Source organism: Rhizobium sp. CAU 1783 (assembly GCF_054551725.1).
Genome location: NZ_JBTOLM010000003.1, coordinates 196,988 through 221,523 on the forward strand (window position 1 = coordinate 196,988; position 24,536 = coordinate 221,523).

The 24,536-nt window shown below is 62.9% G+C and carries 25 protein-coding genes; 9 read left to right on the top strand and 16 right to left on the bottom strand.

Going from position 1 to position 24,536, the window contains the following annotated elements:
- Positions 1–62: 62 nt before the first annotated feature.
- Entirely contained in the window at positions 63–1,787 is a 1,725-nt protein-coding gene (locus ACX93L_RS14655) for a GNAT family N-acetyltransferase (RefSeq protein ID WP_459405542.1), read from the top strand.
- Between the two features lie 3 nt (positions 1,788–1,790).
- Here the strand turns inward: ACX93L_RS14655 and ACX93L_RS14660 are convergent, their stop codons facing one another.
- The 3 genes from ACX93L_RS14660 to ACX93L_RS14670 form a co-directional block, all read right to left on the bottom strand.
- A complete protein-coding gene (locus tag ACX93L_RS14660; RefSeq protein WP_459405826.1) occupies positions 1,791–3,074 on the bottom strand; it encodes a DNA polymerase IV in 1,284 nt (427 codons plus the stop codon).
- A 116-nt stretch (positions 3,075–3,190) separates the two neighbouring features.
- Positions 3,191–3,826, bottom strand: a complete 636-nt coding sequence (locus tag ACX93L_RS14665; RefSeq protein WP_459405543.1) for a hypothetical protein — start codon at positions 3,824–3,826, stop codon at positions 3,191–3,193.
- A complete protein-coding gene (locus ACX93L_RS14670) occupies positions 3,827–4,120 on the bottom strand; it encodes a DUF3572 domain-containing protein (RefSeq protein ID WP_459405544.1) in 294 nt (97 codons plus the stop codon).
- Between the two features lie 136 nt (positions 4,121–4,256).
- Here ACX93L_RS14670 and ACX93L_RS14675 point away from each other — a divergent pair, with 136 nt between their 5' ends.
- Positions 4,257–4,628: a response regulator gene (locus ACX93L_RS14675; RefSeq protein WP_169588773.1), complete on the top strand. Its 372-nt coding sequence runs from the start codon at positions 4,257–4,259 to the stop codon at positions 4,626–4,628.
- Between the two features lie 13 nt (positions 4,629–4,641).
- The gene (locus ACX93L_RS14680) at positions 4,642–6,015 is read left to right on the top strand and encodes a PleD family two-component system response regulator (RefSeq protein WP_169588771.1); all 1,374 of its coding nucleotides are present in this window, start codon (positions 4,642–4,644) and stop codon (positions 6,013–6,015) included.
- A gap of 857 nt (positions 6,016–6,872) precedes the next feature.
- Here the strand turns inward: ACX93L_RS14680 and rpmG are convergent.
- From rpmG to topA, 6 genes are all read right to left on the bottom strand, one after another.
- The gene (gene rpmG, locus ACX93L_RS14685; protein ID WP_169588769.1) at positions 6,873–7,040 is read right to left on the bottom strand and encodes a 50S ribosomal protein L33; all 168 of its coding nucleotides are present in this window, start codon (positions 7,038–7,040) and stop codon (positions 6,873–6,875) included.
- Between the two features lie 90 nt (positions 7,041–7,130).
- Positions 7,131–8,315 (bottom strand): MFS transporter, encoded by a 1,185-nt coding sequence (locus tag ACX93L_RS14690; protein ID WP_169588767.1) that lies wholly within the window; start codon positions 8,313–8,315, stop codon positions 7,131–7,133.
- Positions 8,316–8,325: 10 nt separating this feature from the next.
- Positions 8,326–9,030, bottom strand: coding sequence for an NUDIX hydrolase (locus ACX93L_RS14695; RefSeq protein WP_459405545.1), 705 nt, complete (start codon positions 9,028–9,030; stop codon positions 8,326–8,328).
- Positions 9,027–9,479, bottom strand: coding sequence for a DUF983 domain-containing protein (locus tag ACX93L_RS14700; RefSeq protein WP_459405546.1), 453 nt, complete (start codon positions 9,477–9,479; stop codon positions 9,027–9,029). Before ACX93L_RS14700 ends, ACX93L_RS14695 begins: the two co-directional genes overlap by 4 nt.
- Positions 9,480–9,503: 24 nt before the next feature.
- A complete protein-coding gene (rnr, locus tag ACX93L_RS14705; RefSeq protein WP_459405827.1) occupies positions 9,504–11,762 on the bottom strand; it encodes a ribonuclease R in 2,259 nt (752 codons plus the stop codon).
- Positions 11,763–11,863: 101 nt separating this feature from the next.
- The gene (gene topA / locus ACX93L_RS14710) at positions 11,864–14,533 is read right to left on the bottom strand and encodes a type I DNA topoisomerase (protein WP_459405547.1); all 2,670 of its coding nucleotides are present in this window, start codon (positions 14,531–14,533) and stop codon (positions 11,864–11,866) included.
- Positions 14,534–14,775: 242 nt separating this feature from the next.
- Here topA and ACX93L_RS14715 point away from each other — a divergent pair, with 242 nt between their 5' ends.
- Positions 14,776–15,009 (top strand): hypothetical protein, encoded by a 234-nt coding sequence (locus ACX93L_RS14715; protein WP_169588757.1) that lies wholly within the window; start codon positions 14,776–14,778, stop codon positions 15,007–15,009.
- Here the strand turns inward: ACX93L_RS14715 and dprA are convergent.
- Genes dprA through ACX93L_RS14735 form a run of 4 tightly spaced genes read right to left on the bottom strand, consistent with a single transcriptional unit; the run spans position 14,962 to position 19,001 of the window.
- A complete protein-coding gene (gene dprA, locus ACX93L_RS14720; RefSeq protein WP_459405548.1) occupies positions 14,962–16,110 on the bottom strand; it encodes a DNA-processing protein DprA in 1,149 nt (382 codons plus the stop codon). The genes ACX93L_RS14715 and dprA overlap by 48 nt on opposite strands.
- Positions 16,111–16,115: 5 nt before the next feature.
- The gene (plsY, locus tag ACX93L_RS14725; protein WP_169588753.1) at positions 16,116–16,733 is read right to left on the bottom strand and encodes a glycerol-3-phosphate 1-O-acyltransferase PlsY; all 618 of its coding nucleotides are present in this window, start codon (positions 16,731–16,733) and stop codon (positions 16,116–16,118) included.
- A gap of 22 nt (positions 16,734–16,755) precedes the next feature.
- Positions 16,756–18,048 carry a dihydroorotase gene (locus ACX93L_RS14730; protein ID WP_459405549.1) on the bottom strand — a complete coding sequence of 431 codons (1,293 nt, stop codon included), beginning with the start codon at positions 18,046–18,048 and terminating at the stop codon, positions 16,756–16,758.
- The gene (locus ACX93L_RS14735) at positions 18,045–19,001 is read right to left on the bottom strand and encodes an aspartate carbamoyltransferase catalytic subunit (protein ID WP_169588749.1); all 957 of its coding nucleotides are present in this window, start codon (positions 18,999–19,001) and stop codon (positions 18,045–18,047) included. Before ACX93L_RS14735 ends, ACX93L_RS14730 begins: the two co-directional genes overlap by 4 nt.
- 122 nt (positions 19,002–19,123) lie before the next feature.
- On the opposite strand from ACX93L_RS14735, the gene ACX93L_RS14740 reads away from it, so the two are divergent.
- Positions 19,124–20,776 carry an acyl-CoA dehydrogenase family protein gene (locus tag ACX93L_RS14740; RefSeq protein ID WP_459405550.1) on the top strand — a complete coding sequence of 551 codons (1,653 nt, stop codon included), beginning with the start codon at positions 19,124–19,126 and terminating at the stop codon, positions 20,774–20,776.
- Here ACX93L_RS14740 and ACX93L_RS14745 read toward each other — a convergent pair.
- Complete coding sequence (locus ACX93L_RS14745; protein WP_459405551.1) at positions 20,758–21,693, bottom strand: AEC family transporter; 936 nt, start codon at positions 21,691–21,693, stop codon at positions 20,758–20,760. The genes ACX93L_RS14740 and ACX93L_RS14745 overlap by 19 nt on opposite strands.
- A 253-nt stretch (positions 21,694–21,946) precedes the next feature.
- Here ACX93L_RS14745 and ACX93L_RS14750 point away from each other — a divergent pair, with 253 nt between their 5' ends.
- Positions 21,947–22,120 (top strand): hypothetical protein, encoded by a 174-nt coding sequence (locus tag ACX93L_RS14750; RefSeq protein WP_459405552.1) that lies wholly within the window; start codon positions 21,947–21,949, stop codon positions 22,118–22,120.
- Positions 22,117–22,452 (top strand): DUF6105 family protein, encoded by a 336-nt coding sequence (locus tag ACX93L_RS14755; protein WP_459405553.1) that lies wholly within the window; start codon positions 22,117–22,119, stop codon positions 22,450–22,452. Before ACX93L_RS14750 ends, ACX93L_RS14755 begins: the two co-directional genes overlap by 4 nt.
- On the opposite strand, the gene ruvX is transcribed toward ACX93L_RS14755, so the two are convergent.
- Both ruvX and ACX93L_RS14765 read right to left on the bottom strand, forming a co-directional pair.
- Complete coding sequence (gene ruvX, locus ACX93L_RS14760) at positions 22,386–22,883, bottom strand: Holliday junction resolvase RuvX (protein ID WP_459405554.1); 498 nt, start codon at positions 22,881–22,883, stop codon at positions 22,386–22,388. The genes ACX93L_RS14755 and ruvX overlap by 67 nt on opposite strands.
- 17 nt (positions 22,884–22,900) lie before the next feature.
- Positions 22,901–23,200: an alkylphosphonate utilization protein gene (locus tag ACX93L_RS14765; protein WP_169588736.1), complete on the bottom strand. Its 300-nt coding sequence runs from the start codon at positions 23,198–23,200 to the stop codon at positions 22,901–22,903.
- A 204-nt stretch (positions 23,201–23,404) separates the two neighbouring features.
- Between ACX93L_RS14765 and ACX93L_RS14770 the strand changes: the two genes are divergently transcribed.
- Positions 23,405–24,109, top strand: a complete 705-nt coding sequence (locus ACX93L_RS14770; RefSeq protein WP_459405555.1) for a metal-dependent hydrolase — start codon at positions 23,405–23,407, stop codon at positions 24,107–24,109.
- 69 nt (positions 24,110–24,178) lie between these two features.
- Positions 24,179–24,466 (top strand): Asp-tRNA(Asn)/Glu-tRNA(Gln) amidotransferase subunit GatC, encoded by a 288-nt coding sequence (gatC, locus tag ACX93L_RS14775; protein WP_169588732.1) that lies wholly within the window; start codon positions 24,179–24,181, stop codon positions 24,464–24,466.
- The last annotated feature ends 70 nt before the right edge of the window (positions 24,467–24,536 follow it).

A 24,536-nucleotide genomic window follows, 5' to 3' on the forward strand; every position in this document is an offset into this window, starting at 1 on the left:
CGAGATTGTGTAAATCGCTTCTTTGTGAGAGCCTGATGCGTCGAGTGCCGGGGGAGGCCGCGATGCATGTCGATGCTCTATCTTCATTGGCTGAACTGGATGCGCTCAAGCAGAACTGGGACGAAGTCTTTGTGGCCGATCCCGACGGGCACTATTTCTTGTCCTGGCATTGGTTGAGGCGTTGGTTTGAAAAATCAGGCCCATGGGTTGTTCTCGCCGCCCGCAGCGGTGCCGCGAGCGAAGGATATGTCGCCTTTCTTCCGCTTCAGTTTCGCACTGAATTCGATGAGGCGAGGGGCCTCTTCAACACCGTTGGCCTCGCGGGCGCGTATTTCTCGGCCTATTGCGGCATGCTCACCTTACCAGCTCACGCCGACGATGCAGTGGATGCATTCGCCACCCATCTCAAGGGATTGGCCTGGCGCCACCTGGCCCTGGACGATGTCGTGTTGCCACCGGAGCGATTGCAGCGGCTCTTTTCGGCCTTTCCGGTGGAAACCTTCCGTCACGCCAAGGTGAAACGGGCCGAGCACATCACGGATGCCGGCGAGGACATCGATCACGACACCTATGTCTATGTGCCATTGCCCGGGGACTACGAGACGCTGCTGAACGAGCGCCTGGGGTCGCGCGCGCGCTATCATGCGCGAAGGGCTATGAGGGAATTTCATACGCCGGAGCGGGAACTCGTAATTTCTGTTGCGACCACCGATACGCTGGAACGGGATATCGACATCTTCTGCTCCCTCTGGTGGAGCCAGTGGGGACCGCAGCGTCCGGCCTATGGCCGCTTCATTCTCGAGAATACGCGCCACATGCTCCCGGCATGCTTCGCGGATGGCAGTCTTCACATGCCTATCCTCTGGCACCGTGGCAAGGCGATCGCCGCCTTCGTCCTCTTCCTCGATCCCGCGCGGCATACCGTCATTGCCTTCGTCAGCGGGCGTGACCTGACCGCGGACAGGTCCGTCAGTCCCGGTCTGATCCTCCACTGCCACAGCCTGCGCTGGGCAATCGAAAACGGTTACCAGATCTACGATCTCGGCACGGGCGACTACAGTTACAAGGATTCCTTCGGGGCGGAACATCGCCAGGTCGAGCGCTTCCGCATATCGACCCTGTCCGGGCAGAACCTTGGCGGCAGGCTCGACCCACGAACGCTCGACGCTGCCTTTTCGAAGGCCGCCGCCTTCGACCGTGCCGGGCAGGCGGACGCCGCCGCCCTTTGCTGTCAACAGATCCTCGCCACCGACCCGGCCTATCAGCCGGCCCTGGAGCTTGGTCAGAGGTTGGAACAGTCGCTGCGGCAGCGCGTGGACGGTCTTGTCGCAGCCGCGCTCTCCCACCTGCGCTCAGGCGCGCTCGCCGCCGCGGAAGCCGATTTACGGGACGCGCTCGACCTTGATCCGGACTGCCTGCCGGCCTTGCTCAGCCTCGCCGCACTGCTGATTCAGAAGAACGCGACGGATTTGGCTGCCGAACTTCTCGACCGAGCGCTCGCTGTGGCTCCATCTTCCGCCGCAGTTCACCTCCAGCGCGGAAACGTACTCATCATGCAATCAAGGCTGGACGAGGCTCTGCAGAGTTACGACAAGGCAATCGCCCTGGACGGAACGAATGCGGTGGCCTTCAGCAATCGCGGCACATTATTGCGTAAGCTCCGGCGCCTAGACGAGGCCGAGGAGAGCTATCGGCAAGCGCTTGCGCTCGATCCCGCCAACGAGCAGGCGGCGCGCAATCTCGGTCGGCTCCAAAGCGAGGCGGGCGGGACGCCGGACGGCGCCTGACGCTCATTTGTCCCGGCCGAAGGTGTAGCCGGTCTGGACGCTCCCCTTGCCGAATTTTTCCCGCAGCTTGTCCATCGCCGCTTCTGCGGCCGCCCGCCGTTGCGATTGTTCGTCCACCAGGTCAGGCGGATCGGCAAGCGCCTCGTCCTGCAGGTCGCTCACACCGATCCCGATCAGGCGAAAGCGCGTTCCGTCCGTCTCCTTTTCCAGAAGGCCGAGCCCGGTCCGGAAGATCTTGTCGGCGAGCTGGGTCGGATCATCGAGCCGTCGGTTTCGGGTTCGCCCCTTGAAGTCGGCGGTCTTAAGCTTCAGCACGACCGTCTGGCCGGCTATGCCGGAGCGCTTCAAGCGCCAGGCAACCTTTTCCGAGAGGGCTCGCAGATGCGGAACAAGCTCTTCATGGGATGAGATGTCGTCGAAGAAGGTCGTCTCAGCCGAAACGGACTTGGCCGCCTCGTTGAGATGGACCTCGCGGTCGTCGATGCCGCGCGACAGCCGGAAGAGACGCTGTCCCATCGAGCCGTAGCGCCGCATCAGGTCGCCTTCCTCCATGGTCTGCAACTGGCCCACCGTTCGAATCCCGTCGCGCTCCAGCGTGGCTGCAAACGCCTTGCCGACGCCCCAGATCGTGGTGACCGGGCGCGGCGCGAGGAAGTCGAGCGCCTCGGCCTCGCCGATGACCGAGAAGCCGCGCGGTTTCTGCAGGTCGGACGCCACCTTCGCCAGGAACTTGCAGTAGGATAGCCCGACGGAGACGGTGATGCCCACTTCCTGTTCGACGCGTCTGGCGAAGCGGGCAAGCACCCGGGCGGCCGGGTCGTGATGCAGGCGTTCCGTGCCCTTGAGCTCAAGAAAGGCCTCGTCGATCGACAGGGGCTGCACGAGAGGGGTCAATTCCTCCATCATGGCGCGCACCTGCCGGCCGACGCGCGCGTATTTTTCCATGTCGGGACGGATGACGATTGCCTGCGGACAGGCCTCCAGCGCCTTGAACATCGGCATCGCGGAGCGCACTCCGTGGATCCGGGCAATGTAGCAGGCGGTCGAAACGACGCCGCGCTTGCCGCCACCGATGATCACCGGCTTGTCGACCAGATCCGGATTGTCGCGCTTCTCGACGGCGGCATAGAAGGCATCGCAGTCGATATGGGCGAGCGTCAGCTGGTTGAGTTCCGGATGATAAACGAGGCGAGGGCTGCCGCACGCGATGCAACGCCGCCGCTCGTCCGGTTGCGCCTTCAGGCAGTCTCGGCAGAAGCCCGGAGATTGAGTGCTATCCGTCGTCATCTGGGGAACAAAGGTTGAACGTCTGGACATTAGGCGCTAGCCTGCGGACTGGCAAGCGAAACGATGGCCTGTGCGTGCGATCCCGAAACCTTGCGGGACGGGAGGCCTTCCGCCGGTCAGCCCGCAAGGTGCGCGGAAATGAGACCCAGTGCCTCCGGCCAGTCGCGCGCCCGCCGGACGCGGTCGCCTGCAGGAGGTGCCAATTGATGGATGTCGATCGGCGGAGGAAGGTGGACGAGGAGGCATTGCGGCAAATGCTCACCGACCGAATGGAGGTTGTGGACCATGTCGTCGATGAAGGCGACGGGCAGGGCCCTCTCGCCGTGCAGGCACCGGACAAGCGGACCTTTGGCCTCCTTCGCCGCAATGAGCGGATAGGTGAACCCGAAGCGGTCGAGAAGGCGACGGCGCGCCGCGAAGTGCTGGGGCGGCATGGCCGTGAGGAAGATCAGATCCGCTGTATCGGAAAGCGCGCGCAGAGCGCCGGTGGCGTCGGAAAAGGGCGATTGCCATTGTTCCTGTTCCGCGAAGAAGCCCTCGAGCAGCGCGCTGACGGCATCGGCCTCGACCGGTGTGTCATCGGTTTCTCCGACGATATTTCCATGCAGGCGGAAGGAGCGGGGAATCAACCTGAGCCCGTGACTGGCGAGAAAGGCGCGAAACGGCGTGACGAATTCGAGCACCACATCGTCGACGTCGCACACGACCAGCGGGCGTTCCGTCAGCCGGATGTTCTCAACGGACTCGGACACTCAATACTCGCCGGACCCGAGCGACGGCCCGGTGTAATGGTGCGACGCGGAGACGACGGTCTCCGGCTTGATTCCGCTCGCCTCGCAGAAGGCCATCAGGCTGGGCTCGTGGGCCATCAGGAAGTCGAGCATGCCCGCCAGAAAGCTAGGGTCGCCCACCGCTTGCCGCAACTGGTCCGGCCGTGTGCCGGAAAGTGCAAGGAATCGGCCGAGCATGTCCGGTTCGTTGGCCAGCCAGCCGAGCACGGCGATGGCGGTTTCCTCGGCTTCGGCGGGTATGCTGGTATTGTTCATGAGCCTTTCCGAAATTCCCAACAGAGTTACCTATTTCTCAACCAAATGACCTTAGCATGACATCGCGCGCAATGTGCAGACTGCCTTTGTCGTACAGATATTTACTGGCGCCAGGCGGGATTGAGGGACAGGGTGAATGCCGAAGAAGGTAATGATTGTCGAAGACAACGAGCTCAACATGAAGCTCTTCCGCGATCTTATCGAAGCATCCGGCTACGAGACGATTCAGACCCGCAACGGTCTGGAGGCGCTCGATCTTGCCCGCAAGCATCATCCCGATCTCATTCTCATGGACATCCAGCTGCCCGAAGTCTCAGGCCTCGACGTGACGCGCTGGCTGAAGGCAGATCCCGAGCTTCATGTCATCCCGGTCATTGCGGTGACGGCCTTTGCGATGAAGGGCGACGAGGAACGCATCCGACAGGGTGGCTGCGAGGCCTATGTCTCGAAGCCGATCTCGGTGCCGAAGTTCATCGAGACCATCAAGACCTATCTCGGCGACGCGTGAGGGAACGGCAAAGATGACCGCGAGAATCCTAGTCGTCGACGATATCCCGGCCAACGTCAAACTCCTCGAGGCGCGGTTGCTCGCCGAATATTTCGAAGTGCTGACAGCCGACAATGGGCGTGATGCGCTTGATATCTGCGACCGCACCCAGGTCGACGTCATCCTGCTCGACATCATGATGCCCGGCATGGACGGTTTCGAAGTCTGCGAGCGCCTGAAGGCCAACCCGCGCACCGCTCACATTCCGGTGGTCATGGTCACCGCACTCGATCAGCCCTCCGACCGCGTGCGCGGCCTGAAGGCCGGAGCCGACGACTTTCTTACCAAGCCGGTCAACGACCTGCAGCTGATCTCGCGTGTGAAAAGTCTCGTGCGCCTCAAGACGTTGAGCGACGAACTGCGCATCCGCGCCGACACCGCGCAGCAGATCGGCATCGACGACAGCCTGCGCCTGAGTGACGGACGCCTGGAAGAGGCCGGTCAGGTCCTGCTGGTCGACAGCCGCGGCAGCTCGCAGGAGCGCATCATCAAGACACTGAAGCCGATCGCCGTGGTTAACGCCATGTCCGATCCGCAGGCCGCGGTCTTTGAGGCGGTCGAAAACCCCTTCGATCTCGTGATCGTCAACGGCAATCTCGATGACTACGACCCGCTGCGCCTCTGCTCGCAGCTGCGTTCGCTCGAGCGGACGCGTTTCGTGCCGATCCTCCTGATTACCGAACACGGCGACGACCAGATGATCGTCCGCGCCCTCGACCTCGGCGTGAACGACTATATCGTCCGTCCGCTCGATCCGAATGAACTGGTGGCCCGCACGCTGACCCAGATCCGCCGCAAGCGTTTCAATGATCGTCTGCGCAACAGCGTGACCCAGACCATTGAGCTGGCCGTCACCGACGGGCTCACGGGGCTGCACAACCGCCGCTATCTCGATAGCCATCTCAAGATGCTGTTCACCCGTGCCCAGGCGCGGGGACGGCCGCTTTCCGTCTGCATCACCGACATCGACCGGTTCAAACACGTAAACGACACCTTCGGCCACGACGCGGGCGACGAGGTGTTGAAAGAGTTTGCGATGCGCGTCCGCTCGACGGTGCGCGGCGCGGATCTCGCCTGCCGATATGGTGGCGAGGAATTCGTTCTGGTCATGCCGGATACTCCGGCGCAGGCAGCGGCGGTCATCGCCGAGCGCCTGCGCAGCATCATCGAGACTAAGCCCTTCCAATTGCGCGGGGCGGGCCAGATGCTCGACGTAACGGCGTCGATGGGTATTGCGACTGTCGGCGGTGGCGTCGAGACCCCGGAACAGCTGTTGAAACAGGCCGATCTGGCGCTCTACGAGGCCAAGCGCTCCGGCCGCAACCGCGTCGTGGCTGCTGCTGCCTGACGCTTTCTTCGCCAAGCCTGCGGCATTTTGCGCCATCGGCGGACGTGATGACAAACTTCTTTTGTCAAGAGGCCTGAATCGGGGATTGCGCGATCCGCCGCCTTTGATGAAAATACCAATATATAAGCGTCTCTTTATACGCTTCCGCGCCCAGTCCGGCGTCATGTCGGCTGGATGACGAAGAACAGGCGCAGTCTGATTTGGCGGATTTAAGCCACTTTTCGCTGTCTTGTGCGATTTTCTAAGTCTAGATCACAAGAGAACTCTCGAATCGCGTCGATCGCTGTCGATTCTTACCGATAAATATTAGAATTCAATTATATTGATGGGTATGCACGGTGACCATTTGTGATGAGAATGCTTATTTTTTGGGTGATGGACTTTGGTCTCGCTGAGTTTTACTTGAAAGTATTCGGAGGGCGAGCTTGAGTAACGCTCGCTCTAGTCTAGGCGCGACTTCCCGATCTTAACCATAGCCACAAGCAAAATGTGGAAGGGTTAAGAAACTGTTGATTTTCATCTGAAGTTGAGCGAAGTTGACACCAACGAAAGAGATGCCTCGAAAAGAGGCTGATCGATACCCCATGATGCTCAGGTCCGCCGCATCTCCTGGGTCGTGGGGTCGGTCGGTTGATACGCAAAATAAAAACGGTTCCTCGTGCCGTCTTTGCGTGTCGACCGACCCCCTATTGAAAAGGGCACCGCAGCCAGACCGGCGCGGTGCCCTTTTTCTTTGCTCTACAGTGCCAGACCGTTGGATGCGCGTGGGGGGGGGAGGTCGCCGTCGCGATGTACCAAAACGAAAAGGCGCGTTGCCGGGGCAACGCGCCTGAACGTTCGGATAACCGATCAAGAAATTACTTGATCTTGGTTTCCTTGAATTCGACGTGCTTCTTGACGACCGGATCGTACTTCGTCTTGGTCATCTTTTCCGTCATCGTGCGGCTGTTCTTCGTCGTAACGTAGAAGGTACCCGTGTCGGCTGTCGACAGCAGCTTGATCTTGATGGTTGTAGCCTTGGCCATGGTCGTCCTGCCTCTAATAAACGAAGCCGTGGACGACCGAACGAAGCCCACGGCAAATCTGGCGCGAAACTACAAATCGCGCCCGAAAAGTCAAGTCCGTTTGCCCCTAAAAAGCAGCCTTCCCACGGAAAGGGCCACATAGAGGCCGAAGAAACCGGCGATCGCCCAGGCAAAACCGTGGTTTCCGGAGATGTCGATGGCCGCGCCGATCACCTGCGGACCGGCAACGGTACCGACCGCGTAGCAGAAGACGAAGGCGGCATTGGCGGCGGCGAGATCGGATCCGGTCAGCCGGGAGCCGAGGTGGCTGAGGCCGACCGTATAGAGGCCGGATACGCTGCCGCCCCAGAACAGCAGCACGACCGCCATCAGCAGCCAGTTCCCGGAAAGCCAGGGCAGGGCGAGCGAACCCGCAAGGCCGATGACCGCCATGGCGGAGAGCAGCAGCCTGCGGTCCTTCAGGTGGTCGGACAGCATTCCGAGCGGAATCTGGAAGATCATGTTGCCGATGCCCATCACCGTCAGCAACAGCGCGGCCTGCGATTCGCCGAAACCGATTCGCGTCGCGTAGATCGGAAAGAGCGACAGCCCCCCCACCTCGACGGCACCGAAGATGAACACGGCGGCCGTCGCCGTCGGGACGAGGAAGATGTAGCGCAGGAAATGATTGCTCGGCTTCTCGTCGAGTGCCGGGCTTTCGCCCCGCGCGACATAGATAGGGATCGCAGCGGCAAGGATTGCCACAGCACCGACGGCGAACGGCAGAATGCCGTCGCTGCCGAGCAGGGAGAAGAGCAGGGGCCCCGACGCGAAGCCGACCGACAGCACGGTGGCATAAATGCCGAGAACGAGCCCACGACGCTTTGGCGGGGCGGCGGCATTGATCCAGAACTCGGAAAGGATGAAGAGCGTTGTGGTCGCGCCGTGGAAGGCGATGCGAAGCGGAAACCACATCCAGAACTGTTCGGCATAATAGAAGCCGATCGAACTCACCGCTGCAATGACGACGGCCCAGAGCATGGTCGGCGCCACGCCCCAGTCATGGGCGAGCTTGGTGGTGATAGGCGCCGCAGCCATGGCCGCGATCCCGGCCATCGCCGAATTGAGACCGATCAGCGTCGAGGAAATGCCGCGCTTTTCGAGAATGATGCTGAGCAGCGGCAGGCCGAGGCCGATTGCGATACCGACCGCCGTGATCGCCGCAATCGCGGCGACGAGGGAGGGCCAGTGTATCTCCTCGCGGTGACCGTTGGCGCCGCATTCCGGCTGTGACATCAGACTGACCTCAAATCGTTTCGCGGAGAAACTTGCCGCGGCGGGAAAAATAGAAAGGTCCGTCGCTTCCGAAGGGCAGGGATGGATCGTTTCTCATCTGTGCTTTCACGTCCTCGAGGATCGTCCGCGTGATTGGCGGCATGTTCAGACTGGAAAGGTCGTTCATGTCAAGCCAACGAAGGTCGTGGAGCTCGGACGAATCGCGGAATCCGGTGGGATCCATCGTGGTTTCGTCCGTGAAGGTCAGGAAGAAGCGGGTATCGAAGCGGCGGACGTTGCCGGGCGGCGTGATGGCGCGTGCGACATAGCGCAGGCTGCCGAGATCGGCCACCAGTCGCGGATTGCCGTCCCGCGCATTGTCCATGCTCCCCAGCAGCAGGCCGGTTTCCTCGACCAGTTCGCGCACGGCCGCGAGCGCCAGACCCCGGCAACGATTCATTGCCGATGCGCTGTCGTCCCCTCCGCTCAGCCGGGCGAGCACGAGCGGATCGAGATCCCGAAGGAATGCGCCCCGGCTATCCTCGCGATCGCGCCGGCCGCCGGGAAAGACGTAGAGATTGGGCATGAAGGCATGTGCGCTCCCGCGCTTGCCCATCAGGACGCGCGGTGCACCGTTCGTACGGTCAACGAGAAGGAGTGAGGCTGCATCCCGCGGCCGCAATTTCACCGGCGCCCGGGACGCCGCATCCTGCCGGTTGAACGGATGCTCGCTCATGGCTTTTTTGCCGGACCAAAGTCCTCGGTTTCGTCCGCCACTCCGCCAAAACCGTGCATCCTGAGCGCCCATTGCAGGCCGATGACGCCGCCCTTGATCGGCTGGATGGTGGCGAGTGCCGTGATGACGCCGAGTGGCGCCCAGATCGCCAGGTGGATCCATTCCGAGGCCGGAAAGATGAGGTCGGTCATCATGAAGCCGCCGAGCAGCACATGGCCGAGCACCATGATCACCAGATAGGGCGGAAGGTCGTCGGCGCGATGGTGGAACATCTCCTCGCCGCAGGCGGCGCACGCGTCCACCGGTTTCAGATAGGCCCGAAACAGCTTGCCGCTGCCGCAGGCCGGACAGCGGTTGAGCAGGCCGCGCGTGATCGAGCGGCCGAGAGGCCGTTCGGCCTGAGCCTCGCCGCCGAATCGGACGGCTTCCTGTTGCTGGCTGGCAGACATTCCTTCACTCCCCATGGTCATCAATCAGCGATGCGGGCGCTTCGGCCGGGTACCCGGCTTCTTCGACGCGCCGCGCCGGCTCGACTTGTGGAACGAGCGTACGGCCACCGGCATCGGTCGACCTTCGCTCAGCATCTCGAAACGTAGTGCGCCGGCGAGCGGAACGGCCTCGACGAGCTTTACCTGCACCGAATCGCCCAGCCGGTAGCCGAGCCCCGTCCGTTCGCCCGAAAGCGCCTGGTGTGCCTCGTCGTAGATGTAGTAGTCCCGCCCGATCGTCGAGACCGGTACGAAGCCGTCCGCGCCGAACTGCGGCAGCGCGATGAACAATCCGGCCTTGGTGACGCCGGAGACCTGGCCGTCGAACTCCTCGCCGACGCGGCCGGCAAGATGGTGGGCGATCAGCCGGTTGATGGTGTCGCGCTCGGCCGCCATGGCGCGCCGCTCGAAGGTCGAGATCTCGGCGGCGATGTCGTCGAGTGCCGCCTCTTCGTCCGGCGTGATGCCGCCGTCGCCGAGGCCGAGCGAGCCGACCAGAGCGCGATGCACTATCAGGTCGGCATAACGCCGGATCGGCGAGGTGAAATGCGCATATTTCAGCAGGTTGAGGCCGAAATGTCCGATGTTTTCTGGGCTGTAGATCGCCTGGCTCTGCGACCGCAGGACCATCTCGTTGACCATCGTCTGGTGCGGCGTGTCGAGCGCCTTGGCAAGGATGCCGTTGAACGAGTTGGACCGCAGGTTGCCCTTGGCCAGCGACAGGCCGATGGTGCCGAGGAACTCGCGCAGCGCTTCCTGCTTGGAAAGTGCGGGCGCATCGTGAACGCGGTAGACCAGCGGCTGCCGTTTCTTCTCGAGCGTCTCGGCGGCGGCCACGTTGGCCTGGATCATCATCTCCTCGATCAGCTTGTGGGCGTCGAGGCGTTCCGGCACGTGGACGCGGTCCACCGTGCCGTCCGGCTTCAGGATGATCTTGCGCTCGGGCATGTCGAGTTCGAGCGGCTGGCGCCGTTCGCGGCCGCGCTTCAGGACGGCATAGGCATGCCAGAGCGGCTTGAGGATCGGTTCGAGCAGCGGTCCGGCCTTGTCGTCCGCTTTGCCGTCGATTGCCGCCTGGGCCTGCTGGTAGGAAAGCTTGGCCGCGCTCTTCATCATGATGCGGTGGAAGGTGTGGCCGGCCTTGCGGCCTTCCTTGGAGAAGACCATGCGAACCGCAAGCGCCGGGCGGTCGACGCCTTCGCGCAGCGAGCAGAGGTCGTTCGAGATCCGCTCCGGCAGCATCGGTACGACGCGGTCGGGGAAGTAGACCGAGTTGCCGCGCTTCAGCGCCTCGCGATCGAGGGCGGACTTCGGGCGGACATACCAGGACACGTCGGCGATCGCGACGGTGACGATCACGCCGTCGGGATTGTCCGGCGACGTGTCCGGTTCGGCATAAACCGCGTCGTCGTGGTCCTTGGCGTCATGCGGGTCGATGGTGATCAGGGGAACGTCGCGCCAGTCCTCGCGATGCGACATCGTCGCGGCCTTCGCTTCATCGGCCTCGGAAAGTACCGAATGCGGAAAGATGTGCGGAATGCCATGGGCATGGATGGCGATCATCGAGATCGCCTTTTCGGAGGCGACCGAACCGATCACGGAAAGCACTCTGGCCCGCGTCAGCCCGAAGCGGCCGGAGCGCAGAACCTCGACCTCGACCAGATCTCCGTCCTTGGCGTCGCCGAGATCGCTGCCGTCGACCTGCATTTCTTCGCCGCGTCGCTCGATCGGCATCAGGCGGCCGCCACCGGTGCCCGGCATTTCGCGATAGACACCGAGAAGCGCATTGCGGTGCTTGTCGATGACCTTGATGATGCGCGCGGTATAGGCAGGGCCTGCGCGGTCCTTGGACGCAAAGATCTTGGCGAGCACGCGGTCGCCCAGTCCGCCGACGGGCGCCTTGCCCTTGGCGCGGTCGGCACTCGACTGGCGGATCGCAACCGCCGGGGCCACGCCCAGCTCCTCGTTCCACTCTGCCGGCCGGCCGATGAGCTCGCCGTCCTTGTCGCGCGTGGTGATATCGAGAACCGTAACCGGCGGCAGGGCGCCCGGGCGCTTCAGAGACTTGCGGTCCTTCTGGACCAGTCCGTCGTCCTCGAGGGAACGAAGCACATCCTTGAGTTCGACCCGCGCATCGCCCTTCAGCCCGAAGGCCTTGGCGATTTCGCGCTTGGATGCCCGGTCCGGATTGTCGGCGATGAACTGCAGGAGCACCTCCCGCGGCGGGATGGCGCCGTGGATGATGGTCTGCTTGTCGCCTTTCGCCGCCGCACTCTCCGCGCGCCGGCTCCTGCGGTTGCCGGAGGCGGGGTGAGGAGAACGGTCACGCGGGGTCTTGCTCAAATCTAGCTCTTCTTCGTCTTCGGTGCCGCCTTTGCCTTCGGCTTGGCAGCGGCTTTCTTCTTCGGCTTGGCGTCTTCGGTGCCCTCGGCCTTGGCCTTGGCCGTCTTCGCGGGTGCCTTCTTCGCCTTGGTCGTCTTGCCGCCGCTCTTGCCCGCCTTCTCGGCGATCATCGCCAGCGCTTCCTCGAGCGTCACCGATTGCGGATCCTTACCCTTGGGCAGGGTGGCATTGACCTTGGCCCAGTTAATATAGGGACCATATTTGCCATCGCGAACAGTAATCGCACCGCCATCGGGATGTTCCCCGACTTCCTTGAGTGCGGCTGCTGCCGTTCGACCGCGTCCGCCCGGTCCCTTGCTCTGCTTTTCGGCAAGCACAGTGACCGCACGGTTGAGCCCGATCGAGAATACGTCCTCGATGCTTTCCAGGTTGGCATACGTGCCGTCGTGCAGGACAAAGGGCCCGTATCGGCCAAGGCCTGCAGAGATCATCTTGCCGGTCTCGGGATGCTGGCCGACATCGCGCGGCAGAGAAAGCAGCGCCAGTGCCTTCTCGTAGTCGACCGTTGCCGGCGTCCAGCCCTTGGGCAGCGACGAACGCTTAGCGTCCTTGCCGTCACCGCGCTGCACATACGGTCCGAAACGGCCGCTGCGCAGCGTGATCTCTTCGCCCGTCGCCGGATCCTTGCCGAGCGCCTTCGGCTCGTTGGTGCCGGATGCCTCCGCCTCGCCGCCGTTCTCCGAGGAGAGCTGGCGCGTGTAGTTGCATTCCGGGTAGTTGGAGCAGCCGACGAAGGCGCCATATTTGCCGAGTTTCAGCGACAACTGGCCGGTGCCGCAGACCTGGCAGATACGCGGGTCCGAGCCGTCTTCGCGCTTCGGGAAGACGAGCGGAGCGAGCGCCTCGTTGAGCGCATCGAGCACGTTGGTGACGCGCAGTTCCTTTGTCACTTCGATCTGCGCGAAGAAGTCGTTCCAGAAGTCGCGGAGAACGTCCTTCCACTTGAGCTCGCCGGCCGAGATCTGGTCGAGTTTTTCCTCGAGGTCCGCGGTGAAGTCGTACTCGACATACTTCGTGAAGAAGTTTTCGAGAAATGCCGTGACGAGACGACCCTTGGAATGCGGGATGAGCTTGCGCTTCTCCGTAATGATGTATTCGCGGTCGGACAGCGTCTTCAGCGTCGCCGCATAGGTCGAGGGGCGGCCGATGCCGAGCTCTTCCATCTTCTTGATTAGCGAGGCTTCCGAATAGCGCGGCGGCGGCTCGGTGAAATGCTGGCTGGCATTGATCTTCTGCTTCGCGAGGCTTTCGCGCGCGTTGATCTCGGGCAGGCGGCCATCCTCGTCGTCGCCGTCCTCGCTCGGTTCGCCGTCTTCCTTCTGGTCGGTATAGGCGGCGATGAAGCCGTCGAAGCGGATGACAGAGCCGACCGCGCGCAGGCCGGCCTTTTCGCCATTGTTGTCGGCCAGGATCTCGACGGTGGTCCGCTCGATTTCTGCGGATGCCATCTGGCTGGCGATCCCGCGCTTCCAGATGAGGTCATACAGGCGCATCTGGTCGGCGTCGAGGAACCGGCGAACCTTGTCCGGCGAGCGGTTGAAATCGGTCGGGCGGATCGCTTCGTGGGCTTCCTGGGCGTTCTTCGCCTTGGTTGAATAGAAGCGCGGCTTTTCCGGCACATAGCGCGGACCGAACTGGTCGGCGACGGCTGCACGGGCGCCGTCGACCGCTTCGGGTGCCATCTGCACGCCGTCGGTACGCATATAGGTGATGAGACCGACGGTTTCGCCGCCGATGTCGATGCCCTCATAGAGCTTCTGGGCGATCTGCATCGTCCGCGAGGCGGAGAATCCGAGCTTCGAGGAAGCTGCCTGCTGCAGGGTCGAGGTGGTGAAAGGCGGTCCCGGATTGCGCTTGACCGGCTTGGCCTCGACGCTGTCGACGGCATAGCGGGCGCCTTCCAGAAGAGACTTGATCCCATTGGCCTGATCGGCATTGGTTACCGAGTTGCGCTGGATGCGTTTGCCCAGATGCGAGACGAGCTTGGCTTCGAACTCGTCGCCACGCGGCGTCTTGAGGAGCGCGGAGATGTTCCAGTATTCCTCGGCGACGAAACGCTCGATCTCGGTTTCACGGTCGCAAACCAACCGAAGCGCAACCGACTGAACGCGCCCCGCCGAGCGCGCGCCGGGAAGCTTGCGCCAGAGAACTGGCGACAGGTTGAAGCCGACGAGGTAGTCGAGTGCGCGGCGCGCGAGATAGGCGTCGACCAGCGAGCCATCGATGTCGCGCGGATCGGCCATCGCGTCGAGCACGGCCTTCTTGGTGATCGCGTTGAAGACAACGCGCTTGACCGGTTTGTCGCCGATCACCTTCTTCTTTTTCAGAAGGTCGAGCACGTGCCAGGAAATCGCCTCGCCTTCGCGATCGGGGTCGGTTGCAAGAAAGACGCGGTCGGACGCCTTTACGGCATCGGAAATGTCCTTCATGCGCTTCTGTGACGCGCCGTCGACCTCCCACAGCATCTCGAAATCCTGGTCGGGAAGAACCGAGCCATCCTTGGCGGGCAGGTCGCGCACGTGCCCGAAGGACGCAAGCACCTTGTAGCCAGGCCCAAGATACTTGTTGATCGTCTTGGCCTTGGCCGGAGATTCTACGACTACGACATCCATTGCGCTTCTCTGTACTTCGGAAAGGCTTTCAGTTCCGGTCATTTACAGCATGACCGTGAAAACCGGTTCCCCGACATGGACAGGGATTCGGTCGCGGTCAAGAGGGGGGCTCGATTTTCTGAGGCGTGCAACGATATGCAACCTAGTGTAGATATGCTCGTTATTGCAATTTAAGATAATTGGTTTTATCGTTCCCGGTGTCAGTGTTCGACCGCGCTGGGCGGTCTTTTCGGATTGAAAACATGGTCTCAAAATCGGCAGGTGGCGATATCGGCGAAGCACGCACCCGCGAGAAGATCGCCTATGTCCGGCAGATGCTGGCCGAGCTCAGGGCTGTCGCGGAAAGCGAAGGCGCCGAGATGCTCTGCTACCTCATCGAAATGGCCTATGTCGAGGCCGGGGACTTGCAGAGCGGTCGTCGTGCTCTTTCAATCCATCATCCCAATGGAAACAAGCCCTCCCGGATGCCGGTGTAGGCGGCCGGCGATATCGAGTTCCAGCAGGACGAGATAGACCGCCTGGGCCGGAAGCCCGGTGTGCCGGATGATGTCGTCGACCTCGACAGGCGTCGGCCCCAGAGCGTCGGTGATGCGCGCCCGGTCGCCGTCGCTCGGCGGCAGGATCATCGACCGGTCGTCCTCTCCGGGCTCATCCGCTTCACGGCCCGAAAACAGATCGATCTCGGAGAGCGGCGCAAGAGCCTGCAGCACGTCGTCGGGGCGGGTGGTGACCGTCGCGCCGTCCTTCAGCAGTCCATTGGTTCCCTCGCAGCGCGGATCGAGCGGGGAGCCGGGAACGGCAAAGACCTGCCGCCCGAAGTCCGCCGCGAGGCGTGCCGTGATGAGCGAACCCGAACGTGCCGCCGCCTCGACGACGACGACGCCCAGCGCAACACCGGCAATCAGTCGGTTACGGCGAGGAAAATCGCGGGCGCGTGCGTCCCAGCCGAACGGCATCTCCGAGATGGCAAGCCCGCGGCCGTCCCAGATCTCGCGCAACAGGTCGAGGTTTTCGGGAGGGTAGGGACGGTCGAGGCCGCCGGCGAGTGCGGCGATCGTTCCTGTATCGAGGCTTGCCCGGTGGGCGGCGGTATCGATGCCGCGCGCGAGGCCGGAGACGATGGCGTAGCCGGCGCGGCCGATATCACGGGCCATCAGGGCGGCAAACTTCGCCCCGCTGATCGAGGCGTTGCGGGCACCGACAACACCGACGCTCGGAACCGTCGCGATGGCGAGATTGCCCCTTGCGGCGATCAGCGGCGGGGCACCGTCGATCTGGCGCAGTGCCGGTGGGTAGTCGGGTTCGCCGATCCCCACGAACCGGGCGCCGAAGCGAGTGGCCGTTTCCAGCTCCGCCTCGGCTTCCGCCTGCGTAGCGATCCGTATGGCGCGGGTCGAACCGCCACGCCGGGAAAGCTCCGGCAGCATGGCAAGGGCCGTTTCGGCAGAGCCGAAATGATTGATGAGGTCGCGGAACGTGGCAGGGCCGACGTTGTCGCTACGGATCAGTCTCAACCAGCTGATCCTTTGTCGGTCCGTCAGCGCAATCCCTGTTCGTCCTGCGCTGGCTGCCGACATGCGACCTATCCCTTTTGTCCGATCTTACTCTCGGTTCCCGCAATCAGTCTTTCGATGTTGGCCTTGTGGCGCCAATAGGTGATCGCGGTCATCACGATGGTGACGATCGCCGCCTCATGGCTGCCGGTGAACCACAATACAACCGGAACGACAAGCGTTGCAACCAGGGCGGAGAGCGAGGAATAGCGCGACAGGAAGGCGACCGAAAGCCATGCTGCCGCGAACACCAGCACCATCAGGGGCGCGACGCCAAGCAGCGTGCCGATATAGGTTGCGACACCCTTGCCGCCCTTGAAGCCTAGCCAGATCGGGAAGAGGTGGCCGATGAAGGCGGCAAAGCCGGCGAGCAGTCCGGCATTGGCGCCGAAGACGGCCTGCGCGATCACGGCGGCGATCGTCGCCTTCAGCGCATCGAGCAGGAGGGTCGCTGCGGCGAGCTTCTTGTTGCCGGTTCGAAGAACATTGGTCGCGCCGATATTGCCCGAGCCGATCGAGCGCAGGTCGCCGAGCCCCGCCATTCGGGTGAGAACGAGGCCGAACGGGATCGAGCCCAGCAGATAACCGAGGCTGAGAACGGCGATCACCGCTGGCCAGCCGATTGCGAGAAAGTTGACGCTTGGCACGGTGTTCCCCCTGATGGCCCGATTACACGAGATGCACGCACTTGCCGGTGACATAGGTCGCGACCACCCGGCCGGAGAAGCGCGCGTCCTCGAACGGCGTGTTCTTCGAACGCGAAAGCAACTGCTCCTTGGCGACGAGCCACGGTTCGTCGATGTCGAGCAGTGCGATGTCGGCACGGGCGCCCGGCTTCAACGTGCCGGCGTCGAGGCCGAAGATTTCCGCCGGGCGGGTCGACATGGCGTCGATCAGGCGCATAAGCGGAACCTGGCCGTTGTGATGCAGGCGCAGCGCCGCCGAAAGCATGGTTTCGAGCCCGATCGCCCCGTCGGCGGCCTCGCCGAAGGGCAGACGCTTGGTGTCGACGTCCTGCGGATCGTGCGACGAGACGATGATGTCGATCTTGCCCTCGGCAAGTGCCTGGACCATCGCCATCCGGTCGTCTTCGGAGCGCAGCGGCGGATAGAGCTTGAAGAAGGTGCGGTATTCGCCGATGTCGTTTTCGTTGAGGGAGAGGTGATTGATCGAGATCGCGCAGGTCACCCTTGTGCCCCGCTTGCGCGCCAACTCGATCGCCTCGACCGATTCCGGGACGGAAATCTGGGCGGCATGGTACTTGGCCTTGGTGAGGCCCGCGATCCTGAGGTCGCGCTCCAACGGAATGATCTCCGTCTCCTTCGGTACGCCGGAAAGGCCGAGCCAACTGGCGAGCAGGCCTTCGTTCATCACGCCGTTGGCGGCGAGGTATTTTTCGCGGGTCTCGAGCGCGATGACAGCGCCGAATTCGCGCGAATAGGTCATTGCCCGGCGGAGCACCTGCGTGTCGTGAAGCCCATGGCGGCCGTTGGTGAAGGCGACCGCTCCGGCTTCCTGAAGCAGGCCCATCTCGGTCATCTCGTTGCTGTCCAGCCCCTTGGTCAGGGCTGCTGCCGGATAGACGTTGACGACGGCTTTGTCGCGGGCGGTCTTCTTGACGAACTCGACGAGCGCGATGTCGTCGATCACCGGATCGGTTTCCGGCATCATGATGAAGGACGTCACGCCGCCGGCGGCGGCCGCACGGCTGGCAGACGCGATCGTCTCGCGATGCTCGGCGCCCGGTTCGCCGACGAACACGCGCGCGTCGACCAGGCCCGGAATGGCCGCCAGCCCGCTGCAGTCACGGACTTCCGCGCCAGCCGGTTCGCCCTGGTTGCGGGCGTTGGCGCCGGCCGCAAGGATGCGGCCATCCTCTCCGACGATGATCGTGCCGACTTCGTCCAGCTTGCGCGACGGATCGACGATGCGGACATTCTTCAAGACGAGCGGCTTGGTCATGCGCCCATTCCTTCGCTGCGGGGACCCTGGTTCTGCGAGACGAGCAGCGCCTCCATCACGGCCATGCGCACCGCGACACCCATTTCCACCTGCTGTTCGATCACGCTTTGCGGCCCGTCCGCCACTTCCGAGGCGATCTCGACGCCGCGGTTCATCGGACCCGGATGCATGACGAGTGCATCCTCCTTGGCAGCCTTCAGCTTCTCGGCGTCGAGGCCGTAGAAGTGGAAATATTCCCGCACCGAAGGCACGAAGGCGCCCGACATGCGCTCGCGCTGCAGGCGCAGCATCATCACGACGTCGGCGTCCTTCAGTCCTTCCTTCATGTCGTGGAAGACTTCCACGCCCATGTCGGCGATGCCCGAGGGCAGGAGGGTTGCCGGTGCGACGACCCGGACGCGGGCGCCCATGGCATTGAGCAGGAGAATGTTCGAGCGGGCGACGCGCGAGTGGAGCACGTCCCCGCAGATCGCGACGATGATGCGCGATAGCTTGCCTTTGGCGCGCCGTATTGTCAGCGCATCGAGGAGCGCCTGCGTCGGATGTTCGTGCTGGCCGTCGCCGGCATTGACGACCGAGCAGGCGACCTTCTGGGCGAGCAGTGCTGCCGCGCCAGCCGAGGAGTGGCGGACCACCAGCACGTCGGGGCGCATGGCATTGAGCGTCATTGCCGTATCGATGAGGGTCTCGCCCTTCTTCACCGAGGAGTTGCCCACCGACATGTTCATCACGTCGGCGCCGAGCCGCTTTCCGGCGAGCTCGAACGAGGACTGCGTTCGGGTCGAGGCTTCGAAGAAAAGGTTGATCTGGGTGAGACCGCGAAGCGTGGAGGTCTTTTTCTCGCGCTGGCGGCTGATTTTGACGGCTTCGTCAGCCTTGTCGAGCAGGTAGGTAATGTCCTGTTCGGTAAGGCCCTTGATGCCGATGAGATGGCGATGGGGAAAGAAGACCATGGACGTCCTCCGCAGATGTCACGCGGTCTATAAAGAAGGCCACGCCGAGGGGCAAGCATATGCTATGTGGATAGCGGCGCGGTCCCCATGTTAAATCAATCAATTTCGTCTAGAAGATCGGCATGAGCTCTATGAACCGGACTGAAGAAAAACTCGCGGAACTGAACCAGCCGAAACCCTGGTCCGGTATCAATGCCTATCGTTCCGACCCCCTGATCGTCGATCTGACGGCCGGACTTTCGCGCGCTTTGCGCGAGGAATACGACGTCATCGGCAAGTACGTGACCTCCCACGAGGCGCAGGAACTGGCGCGCATGGCCAACCAGAGCCCGCCGCAGCTTCGTACCCATGGCGTGCGCGGCGAGAGGCTCGATGTCGTCGAGTTCCATCCTGCCTGGCATGCCCTGATGCGCCGGTCGATGTCGGTTGGCCTGCATTCCTCCGTCTGGGAGAACCAGCCGGATGCCCGTGGTCACGAACACCTGGCGCGTGCCGTGCGCTTCTTCCTCACCGCCCAGCTCGAATGTGGTCATCTCTGCCCGCTGACCATGACCAGCGCCTCGGTGGCCGCTCTGGTCGCCTCGCCGCAGGTGCAGAAGGAGTGGGTTCCGAAGATCCTCGCCCGCAAATACGACTCCTCCAACAAACCCGCCATGCAGAAGACGGCCGTCACCATCGGCATGGGCATGACGGAGAAGCAGGGCGGGACCGACGTTCGCGCCAACACCACCGCCGGCGAGCGGGTCGGCGAGGGGATCTATCGCCTGTCCGGCCACAAGTGGTTCATGTCCGCGCCGATGAGCGATGCCTTCGTCATGCTCGCCCAGACCAAGGACGGTATGGGCTGTTTCCTCGTTCCGAGACTGCTTGAGGACGGTTCGGCCAATGGACTGCAGTTCCAGCGCCTGAAGGACAAGATCGGCAATCGCTCGAACGCGTCTTCCGAAGTCGAGTTCTCCGATGCCTTTGGTTTCCTTCTTGGTACGCCGGGTGACGGGATCCGCACCATCCTCGACATGGTGACGCTGACGCGCCTCGACTGCGCGCTCGCATCCGCCGGCATCATGCGTGCATCAATGGCCGAAGCCGTGCACCACGTGCGCGGCCGCTCTGTCTTCGGCAAGAAGCTGATAGACCAGCCGATCATGACGCGGGTGCTTGCCGACATGGCCCTCGACGTGGCTGCGGCCACGGCCCTTGCCTTCAAGCTTGCCGACTCGTTCGACCGCGCCCGCGAAAACGCCGTCGACGCCGCCTATGCGCGGGTGATGACCCCGGTCGTCAAATACTGGATCTGCAAGATCGCGCCGGGCCTGATCTACGAGGCCATGGAAAGCATCGGCGGCAGCGGCTACATCGAGGAACGGCCGATCGCGCGGCACTACCGCGAGGCCCCGGTCAATGCGATCTGGGAAGGCTCCGGCAATGTCATGGCGCTTGACGTCCTGCGGGTGCTCAGCCGCGGGAAGGACCTGTTCGAAACCATCTTTGCCGGCCTGGAACGGGATCTGGGCGCCTCCGGCAAGAAGACCGTGGAGGTCCTGCGCGTCGCAACCGCTCTTGCCGAGCGGGACGAGGGAGCTGCCCGCCTGCTGATCGAGCAACTCGCACTCGCCGCGGCGGCGGCCGAACTCTACAAGCTCGGTGCCGGCAAGATCGCCGACGCCTTCCTCGAATCGCGTCTCGCGGGCGGCTGGCGTCACACCTATGGTGTGCTCGACGCCCGGTTCGACGCCCGCTACGTGCTTGACCTGCTCTATCCCGCGGCGAGCTGACTGGCGACGTATAGGACCAGCGGAATGGTCAGCACCGCGGCGACCGTCGGCACGGTCGCCGTTGCCGCATAGAGCGGTGCGTCTCCGCCCATCTGCTTGGCTAGGATATAGCCGTTCATAGCAGTCGGTACGGCCGCGCTCAGGATCAACATCGTGAGCGCCTCTCCCTGGACGCCGAAGAACAAGGCCGTGCCCGCCATCACCAGCGGAAAGACCAGCAGCTTGAGCGCCGAGCCGAGCAACACGTTCGGCTGCGGTCGCAGCGCGTCCATCACTCTCAGGCCCGCACCGACCATGATCAGTCCGAGGCCGAGCGACGAATTGGCGACCAGTTCGACCGCGGTCATGACCGGTTCGTAGACCGGTATCCTCAAGAGATTGAACAGCACGCCGAAGGCCGATCCGAGGATGATCGGGTTGGAGACGATCTTCAGGGCGAAATCCCGGAGGCTTCCGCCGTTGCCGGAAAACCAGATCATCACGCCGACGTTGATCACGTTGAGCGGAATGATGATCACCGCCATCACCACCGCAACCACGGTCAGTCCGACCGGGCCGGAGAGCTTCTCTGCAATCGCCAGCGCCATGAAGCCGTTCCAGCGCGTCGCGGTCTGGAAGATCGAGGTGAAGGCCGGTCCCTCGATCCCGAACCGGTTGAGGGGGCGCCAGAGCGCAAGCACCAGGGCGGACATGATTCCGACGGCGGCAAGCGCGCTTGCACTGACGACGCCGGTATCCATGACCGCGAAATCCGCCTTGGCAAGCGTCTCGAAGAGAAGGGCGGGGAAGAGGACGTAGAAGCCGAACTGCTCGAGCCCGTCCCAGAGGCTGTCATTGATGAGCGGCCAGCGCTTGAGGAGCGCACCCAGCAGCACGAGCAGGAAGATCGGCAGGACGCTTTCGAATATCACGAGCATGCTTTGGCTTTCCGCTGCCGATTGGGGACCGGGAACGTACCTAGCAGTTCGCCATGCGCGGACGCAAACCCGCGACCGCCACCGATCGAGAAGAGTTGAACGGGGAACGTGGCCCCGAGACTTGCAGGTTATCCCCAACGCCCGTTAACCTTAACAAAGAGTTTACGTTGCGAGCCTCGGGTTAACAGGCCAGTCTTTCTTCAAGACAAGGAAGGCGGGCAGGCGGATCGCAATGGGAACCGGATTGGTGAGAGTGACGTTGACCGTCGTCATGGTTGCTTTTTTTGCCGGCCTCGCATTGGACATTGCTGTCCCGACGGTCGTGCTCGGCGCCATGGCGGTGTCGAACTGGCTGGTCCAGTCCTGGCCCGAATCGCTTTCGGGCGGCTGGTCCTTGTCACGGCGATGGAAGGGAACACCCGCGTGAAAGTCTTTTTGGTCCTGTGGGCACTTCCGATCCTGCTGCTCGGCAGCTGGTACAGTCTTTCCTACTACGACATGAATTTCGGCATCTTCATGCTGACCCGGCAGGCGCATGACCTGGTGTTTGCCGTCTACGGCCATGCGCTCGGTCTGCCGCCCGAGACCATTCCGCCGCTGGTGGCGCGCGCCATCGTGGTCGACAGCGCCATCGTCTTTTCGATCATTGCATTTCGTCGTCGCAGGAAGATCGCTGCCTGGTGGGCGGCCCGTCAGTCGGCGTCCGCTCCGCGCGCGGCCGCATTGCCGAGCATCGACAGCCTGTCCAAGGCGCCCTGAAGGATGAAGCTCGCCGCGGCGGAATCGATCCGCTCGCTGCGCTTGGCCCTCGAAACGTCCATTTCCAGCAAGGCCCGTTCGGCCGCGACCGTCGACAGCCTTTCGTCCCAGAAGATGAAGGGAATGTCGGTCTTTTCCGACATCGAGCGCACAAAGGCTCGGGTGGCCTGGACACGGGGTCCAGCAGACCCGTCCATGTTCATCGGCAGCCCGATGACGAAGGCGGCGACGTTTTCCTTGGCGGCGAAGGCCAGCAGGACCTCCGCATCCTGAGTGAACTTCACCCGCTTGATGACGGTGCGCGGCGTGGCGAAGCGGCGCCCGAGGTCGGACATGGCGAGCCCGATGGTCTTGGTCCCGAGATCGAGCCCGGCAATCGCCTGTCGGGGCTGCAGCACGTCCGCGAGTTCTTCGATGGTGAGCGTGGTCATGCTGCTGCCCCGGCCAATCAGCGTTTGCGCACGAATTCGGTCCGGAGAACCAGTCCCTTGACCGTGTCGTGCCGGCAATCGATTTCCTCAGGGTCCTCCGTCAGGCGGATCGACTTGATGACGGTTCCCTGCTTGAGGGTGGTGTTCGTACCCTTGACCTTGAGGTCCTTGATCAGCGTTACGGAATCGCCGTCGGCCAGCACGTTGCCGGCGGCATCCTTGGCGACCGGCTTGCTGTTGGCCGCTGCTGCCATTTCGGAGGCCGGGCGCCATTCGCCGGTCACTTCGTCATATACATAATCGTCGTCGTCGGCCATTCTGGTCTCCTGTCGTAAGGGTTTGAGGTTCGGCCGGACGACCGGAGCGGTGAGGGCGGCCTTGCCAACCCGAAGGCTGGTAGTCGCGGCTTATCCTACACGTCGGCGGCGTGCAACAAGGCGTGCCGGACGTTTGACGAGAACCCGGTTGCCGTCGACCGGGCATGGCATATATTCCGGGCAACGCACCGAAGGGAGAACATCATGAAGATAACATGGCTCGGCCATTCCGCATTTCGTGTCGACACAGCCAAGGCCAGCATCCTCATCGATCCGTTCTTCACCGGAAACCCCGGTTTTGTCGGGCTTGACCCCAAGGACGCGACGGCCGGCATCACCCACATTCTCTTGACCCACGGTCACGGCGACCACGTAGGCGACACGCTGCAGATCGCCGGCGAGACGGGCGCCACGGTTGTCGCCAATTTCGACCTCTGCATGTGGCTGGCCCACAAGGGATTGAAGAACTTCTCACCCGGCAACACCGGAGGCACGATCGGTTTTGAAGGGTTCAGTGCGACCTTCACCAACGCTCTTCACTCGTCTGCCCATATCAGCGAGGATGGCGTTTCCCATTCGCTCGGCAACGCCAATGGCCTGATGATGCATTTCGAAGGCGATGCCTCTCTGCTGCACATGGGCGACACCGACATCTTCTCCGATATGAAGCTGATCAACGAACTGCATCAGCCCGACATCGGCATCGTCCCGATCGGTGATCGTTTCACCATGGGCGGTGCCGTGGCCGCGCTCGCCTGCCAGCGCTTCTTCGATTTCAAGACGGCGATTCCTTGCCACTACGGCTCGTTTCCGATCATCGACCAGACCCCGGAGAAGTTCGTCCTCGGCATGGAAGGCACCCGTACGCGGGTCGCTACGCCAGCGGCCGGTCATAGCGTCGACCTCTGACAAATCCCCCGTTGCGCCAGAGCTTTGCGGCCATTATAGCGGAGGAAACGAAAGACCTGGAGAATACCGATGTCCGTTGATCTCAAGACCGTCAAGCGCGTCGCGCATCTGGCTCGCATTGCCTTGAACGAGGAAGAAGCCCAGCGGATGATGGGTGAGCTCAACGGTATCCTCGGTTTCGTCGAGCAGCTTTCCGAGGTGGACGTCTCCGGAGTCGAGCCGATGACGTCCGTAACCCCGATGGCGATGAAGAAGCGCCAGGATGTCGTCAATGACGGCAACAAGGCCGACGACATTGTCGCCAATGCGCCGGAAACCGACCGCAACTTCTTCCTGGTGCCGAAGGTGGTTGAATAGCCGGGGAGGGCGCCCGCCGCCTCCTGTCGCCGCCGATCCCGCTATCCGGGCGCTTGAAGCCGAGCGCCGC

What these genes read in the sequence shown, in the direction of transcription:
- ACX93L_RS14700 (WP_459405546.1), bottom strand. Translation starts at nt 9,479, where the DNA reads ATGTCTGCCAGCCAGCAACAGGAAGCCGTCCGATTCGGCGGCGAGGCT.
- ACX93L_RS14670 (WP_459405544.1), bottom strand. Translation starts at nt 4,120, where the DNA reads ATGAACAATACCAGCATACCCGCCGAAGCCGAGGAAACCGCCATCGCC.
- dprA (WP_459405548.1), bottom strand. Translation starts at nt 16,110, where the DNA reads ATGTCGGCAGCCAGCGCAGGACGAACAGGGATTGCGCTGACGGACCGA.
- topA (WP_459405547.1), bottom strand. Translation starts at nt 14,533, where the DNA reads ATGGATGTCGTAGTCGTAGAATCTCCGGCCAAGGCCAAGACGATCAAC.
- ACX93L_RS14715 (WP_169588757.1), top strand. Translation starts at nt 14,776, where the DNA reads ATGGTCTCAAAATCGGCAGGTGGCGATATCGGCGAAGCACGCACCCGC.
- ACX93L_RS14735 (WP_169588749.1), bottom strand. Translation starts at nt 19,001, where the DNA reads ATGGTCTTCTTTCCCCATCGCCATCTCATCGGCATCAAGGGCCTTACC.
- ACX93L_RS14745 (WP_459405551.1), bottom strand. Translation starts at nt 21,693, where the DNA reads ATGCTCGTGATATTCGAAAGCGTCCTGCCGATCTTCCTGCTCGTGCTG.
- ACX93L_RS14680 (WP_169588771.1), top strand. Translation starts at nt 4,642, where the DNA reads ATGACCGCGAGAATCCTAGTCGTCGACGATATCCCGGCCAACGTCAAA.
- ruvX (WP_459405554.1), bottom strand. Translation starts at nt 22,883, where the DNA reads ATGACCACGCTCACCATCGAAGAACTCGCGGACGTGCTGCAGCCCCGA.
- gatC (WP_169588732.1), top strand. Translation starts at nt 24,179, where the DNA reads ATGTCCGTTGATCTCAAGACCGTCAAGCGCGTCGCGCATCTGGCTCGC.
- rpmG (WP_169588769.1), bottom strand. Translation starts at nt 7,040, where the DNA reads ATGGCCAAGGCTACAACCATCAAGATCAAGCTGCTGTCGACAGCCGAC.
- ACX93L_RS14765 (WP_169588736.1), bottom strand. Translation starts at nt 23,200, where the DNA reads ATGGCCGACGACGACGATTATGTATATGACGAAGTGACCGGCGAATGG.
- ACX93L_RS14740 (WP_459405550.1), top strand. Translation starts at nt 19,124, where the DNA reads ATGAGCTCTATGAACCGGACTGAAGAAAAACTCGCGGAACTGAACCAG.
- ACX93L_RS14655 (WP_459405542.1), top strand. Translation starts at nt 63, where the DNA reads ATGCATGTCGATGCTCTATCTTCATTGGCTGAACTGGATGCGCTCAAG.
- ACX93L_RS14730 (WP_459405549.1), bottom strand. Translation starts at nt 18,048, where the DNA reads ATGACCAAGCCGCTCGTCTTGAAGAATGTCCGCATCGTCGATCCGTCG.
- ACX93L_RS14675 (WP_169588773.1), top strand. Translation starts at nt 4,257, where the DNA reads ATGCCGAAGAAGGTAATGATTGTCGAAGACAACGAGCTCAACATGAAG.
- ACX93L_RS14690 (WP_169588767.1), bottom strand. Translation starts at nt 8,315, where the DNA reads ATGTCACAGCCGGAATGCGGCGCCAACGGTCACCGCGAGGAGATACAC.
- ACX93L_RS14660 (WP_459405826.1), bottom strand. Translation starts at nt 3,074, where the DNA reads ATGACGACGGATAGCACTCAATCTCCGGGCTTCTGCCGAGACTGCCTG.
- ACX93L_RS14770 (WP_459405555.1), top strand. Translation starts at nt 23,405, where the DNA reads ATGAAGATAACATGGCTCGGCCATTCCGCATTTCGTGTCGACACAGCC.
- ACX93L_RS14695 (WP_459405545.1), bottom strand. Translation starts at nt 9,030, where the DNA reads ATGAGCGAGCATCCGTTCAACCGGCAGGATGCGGCGTCCCGGGCGCCG.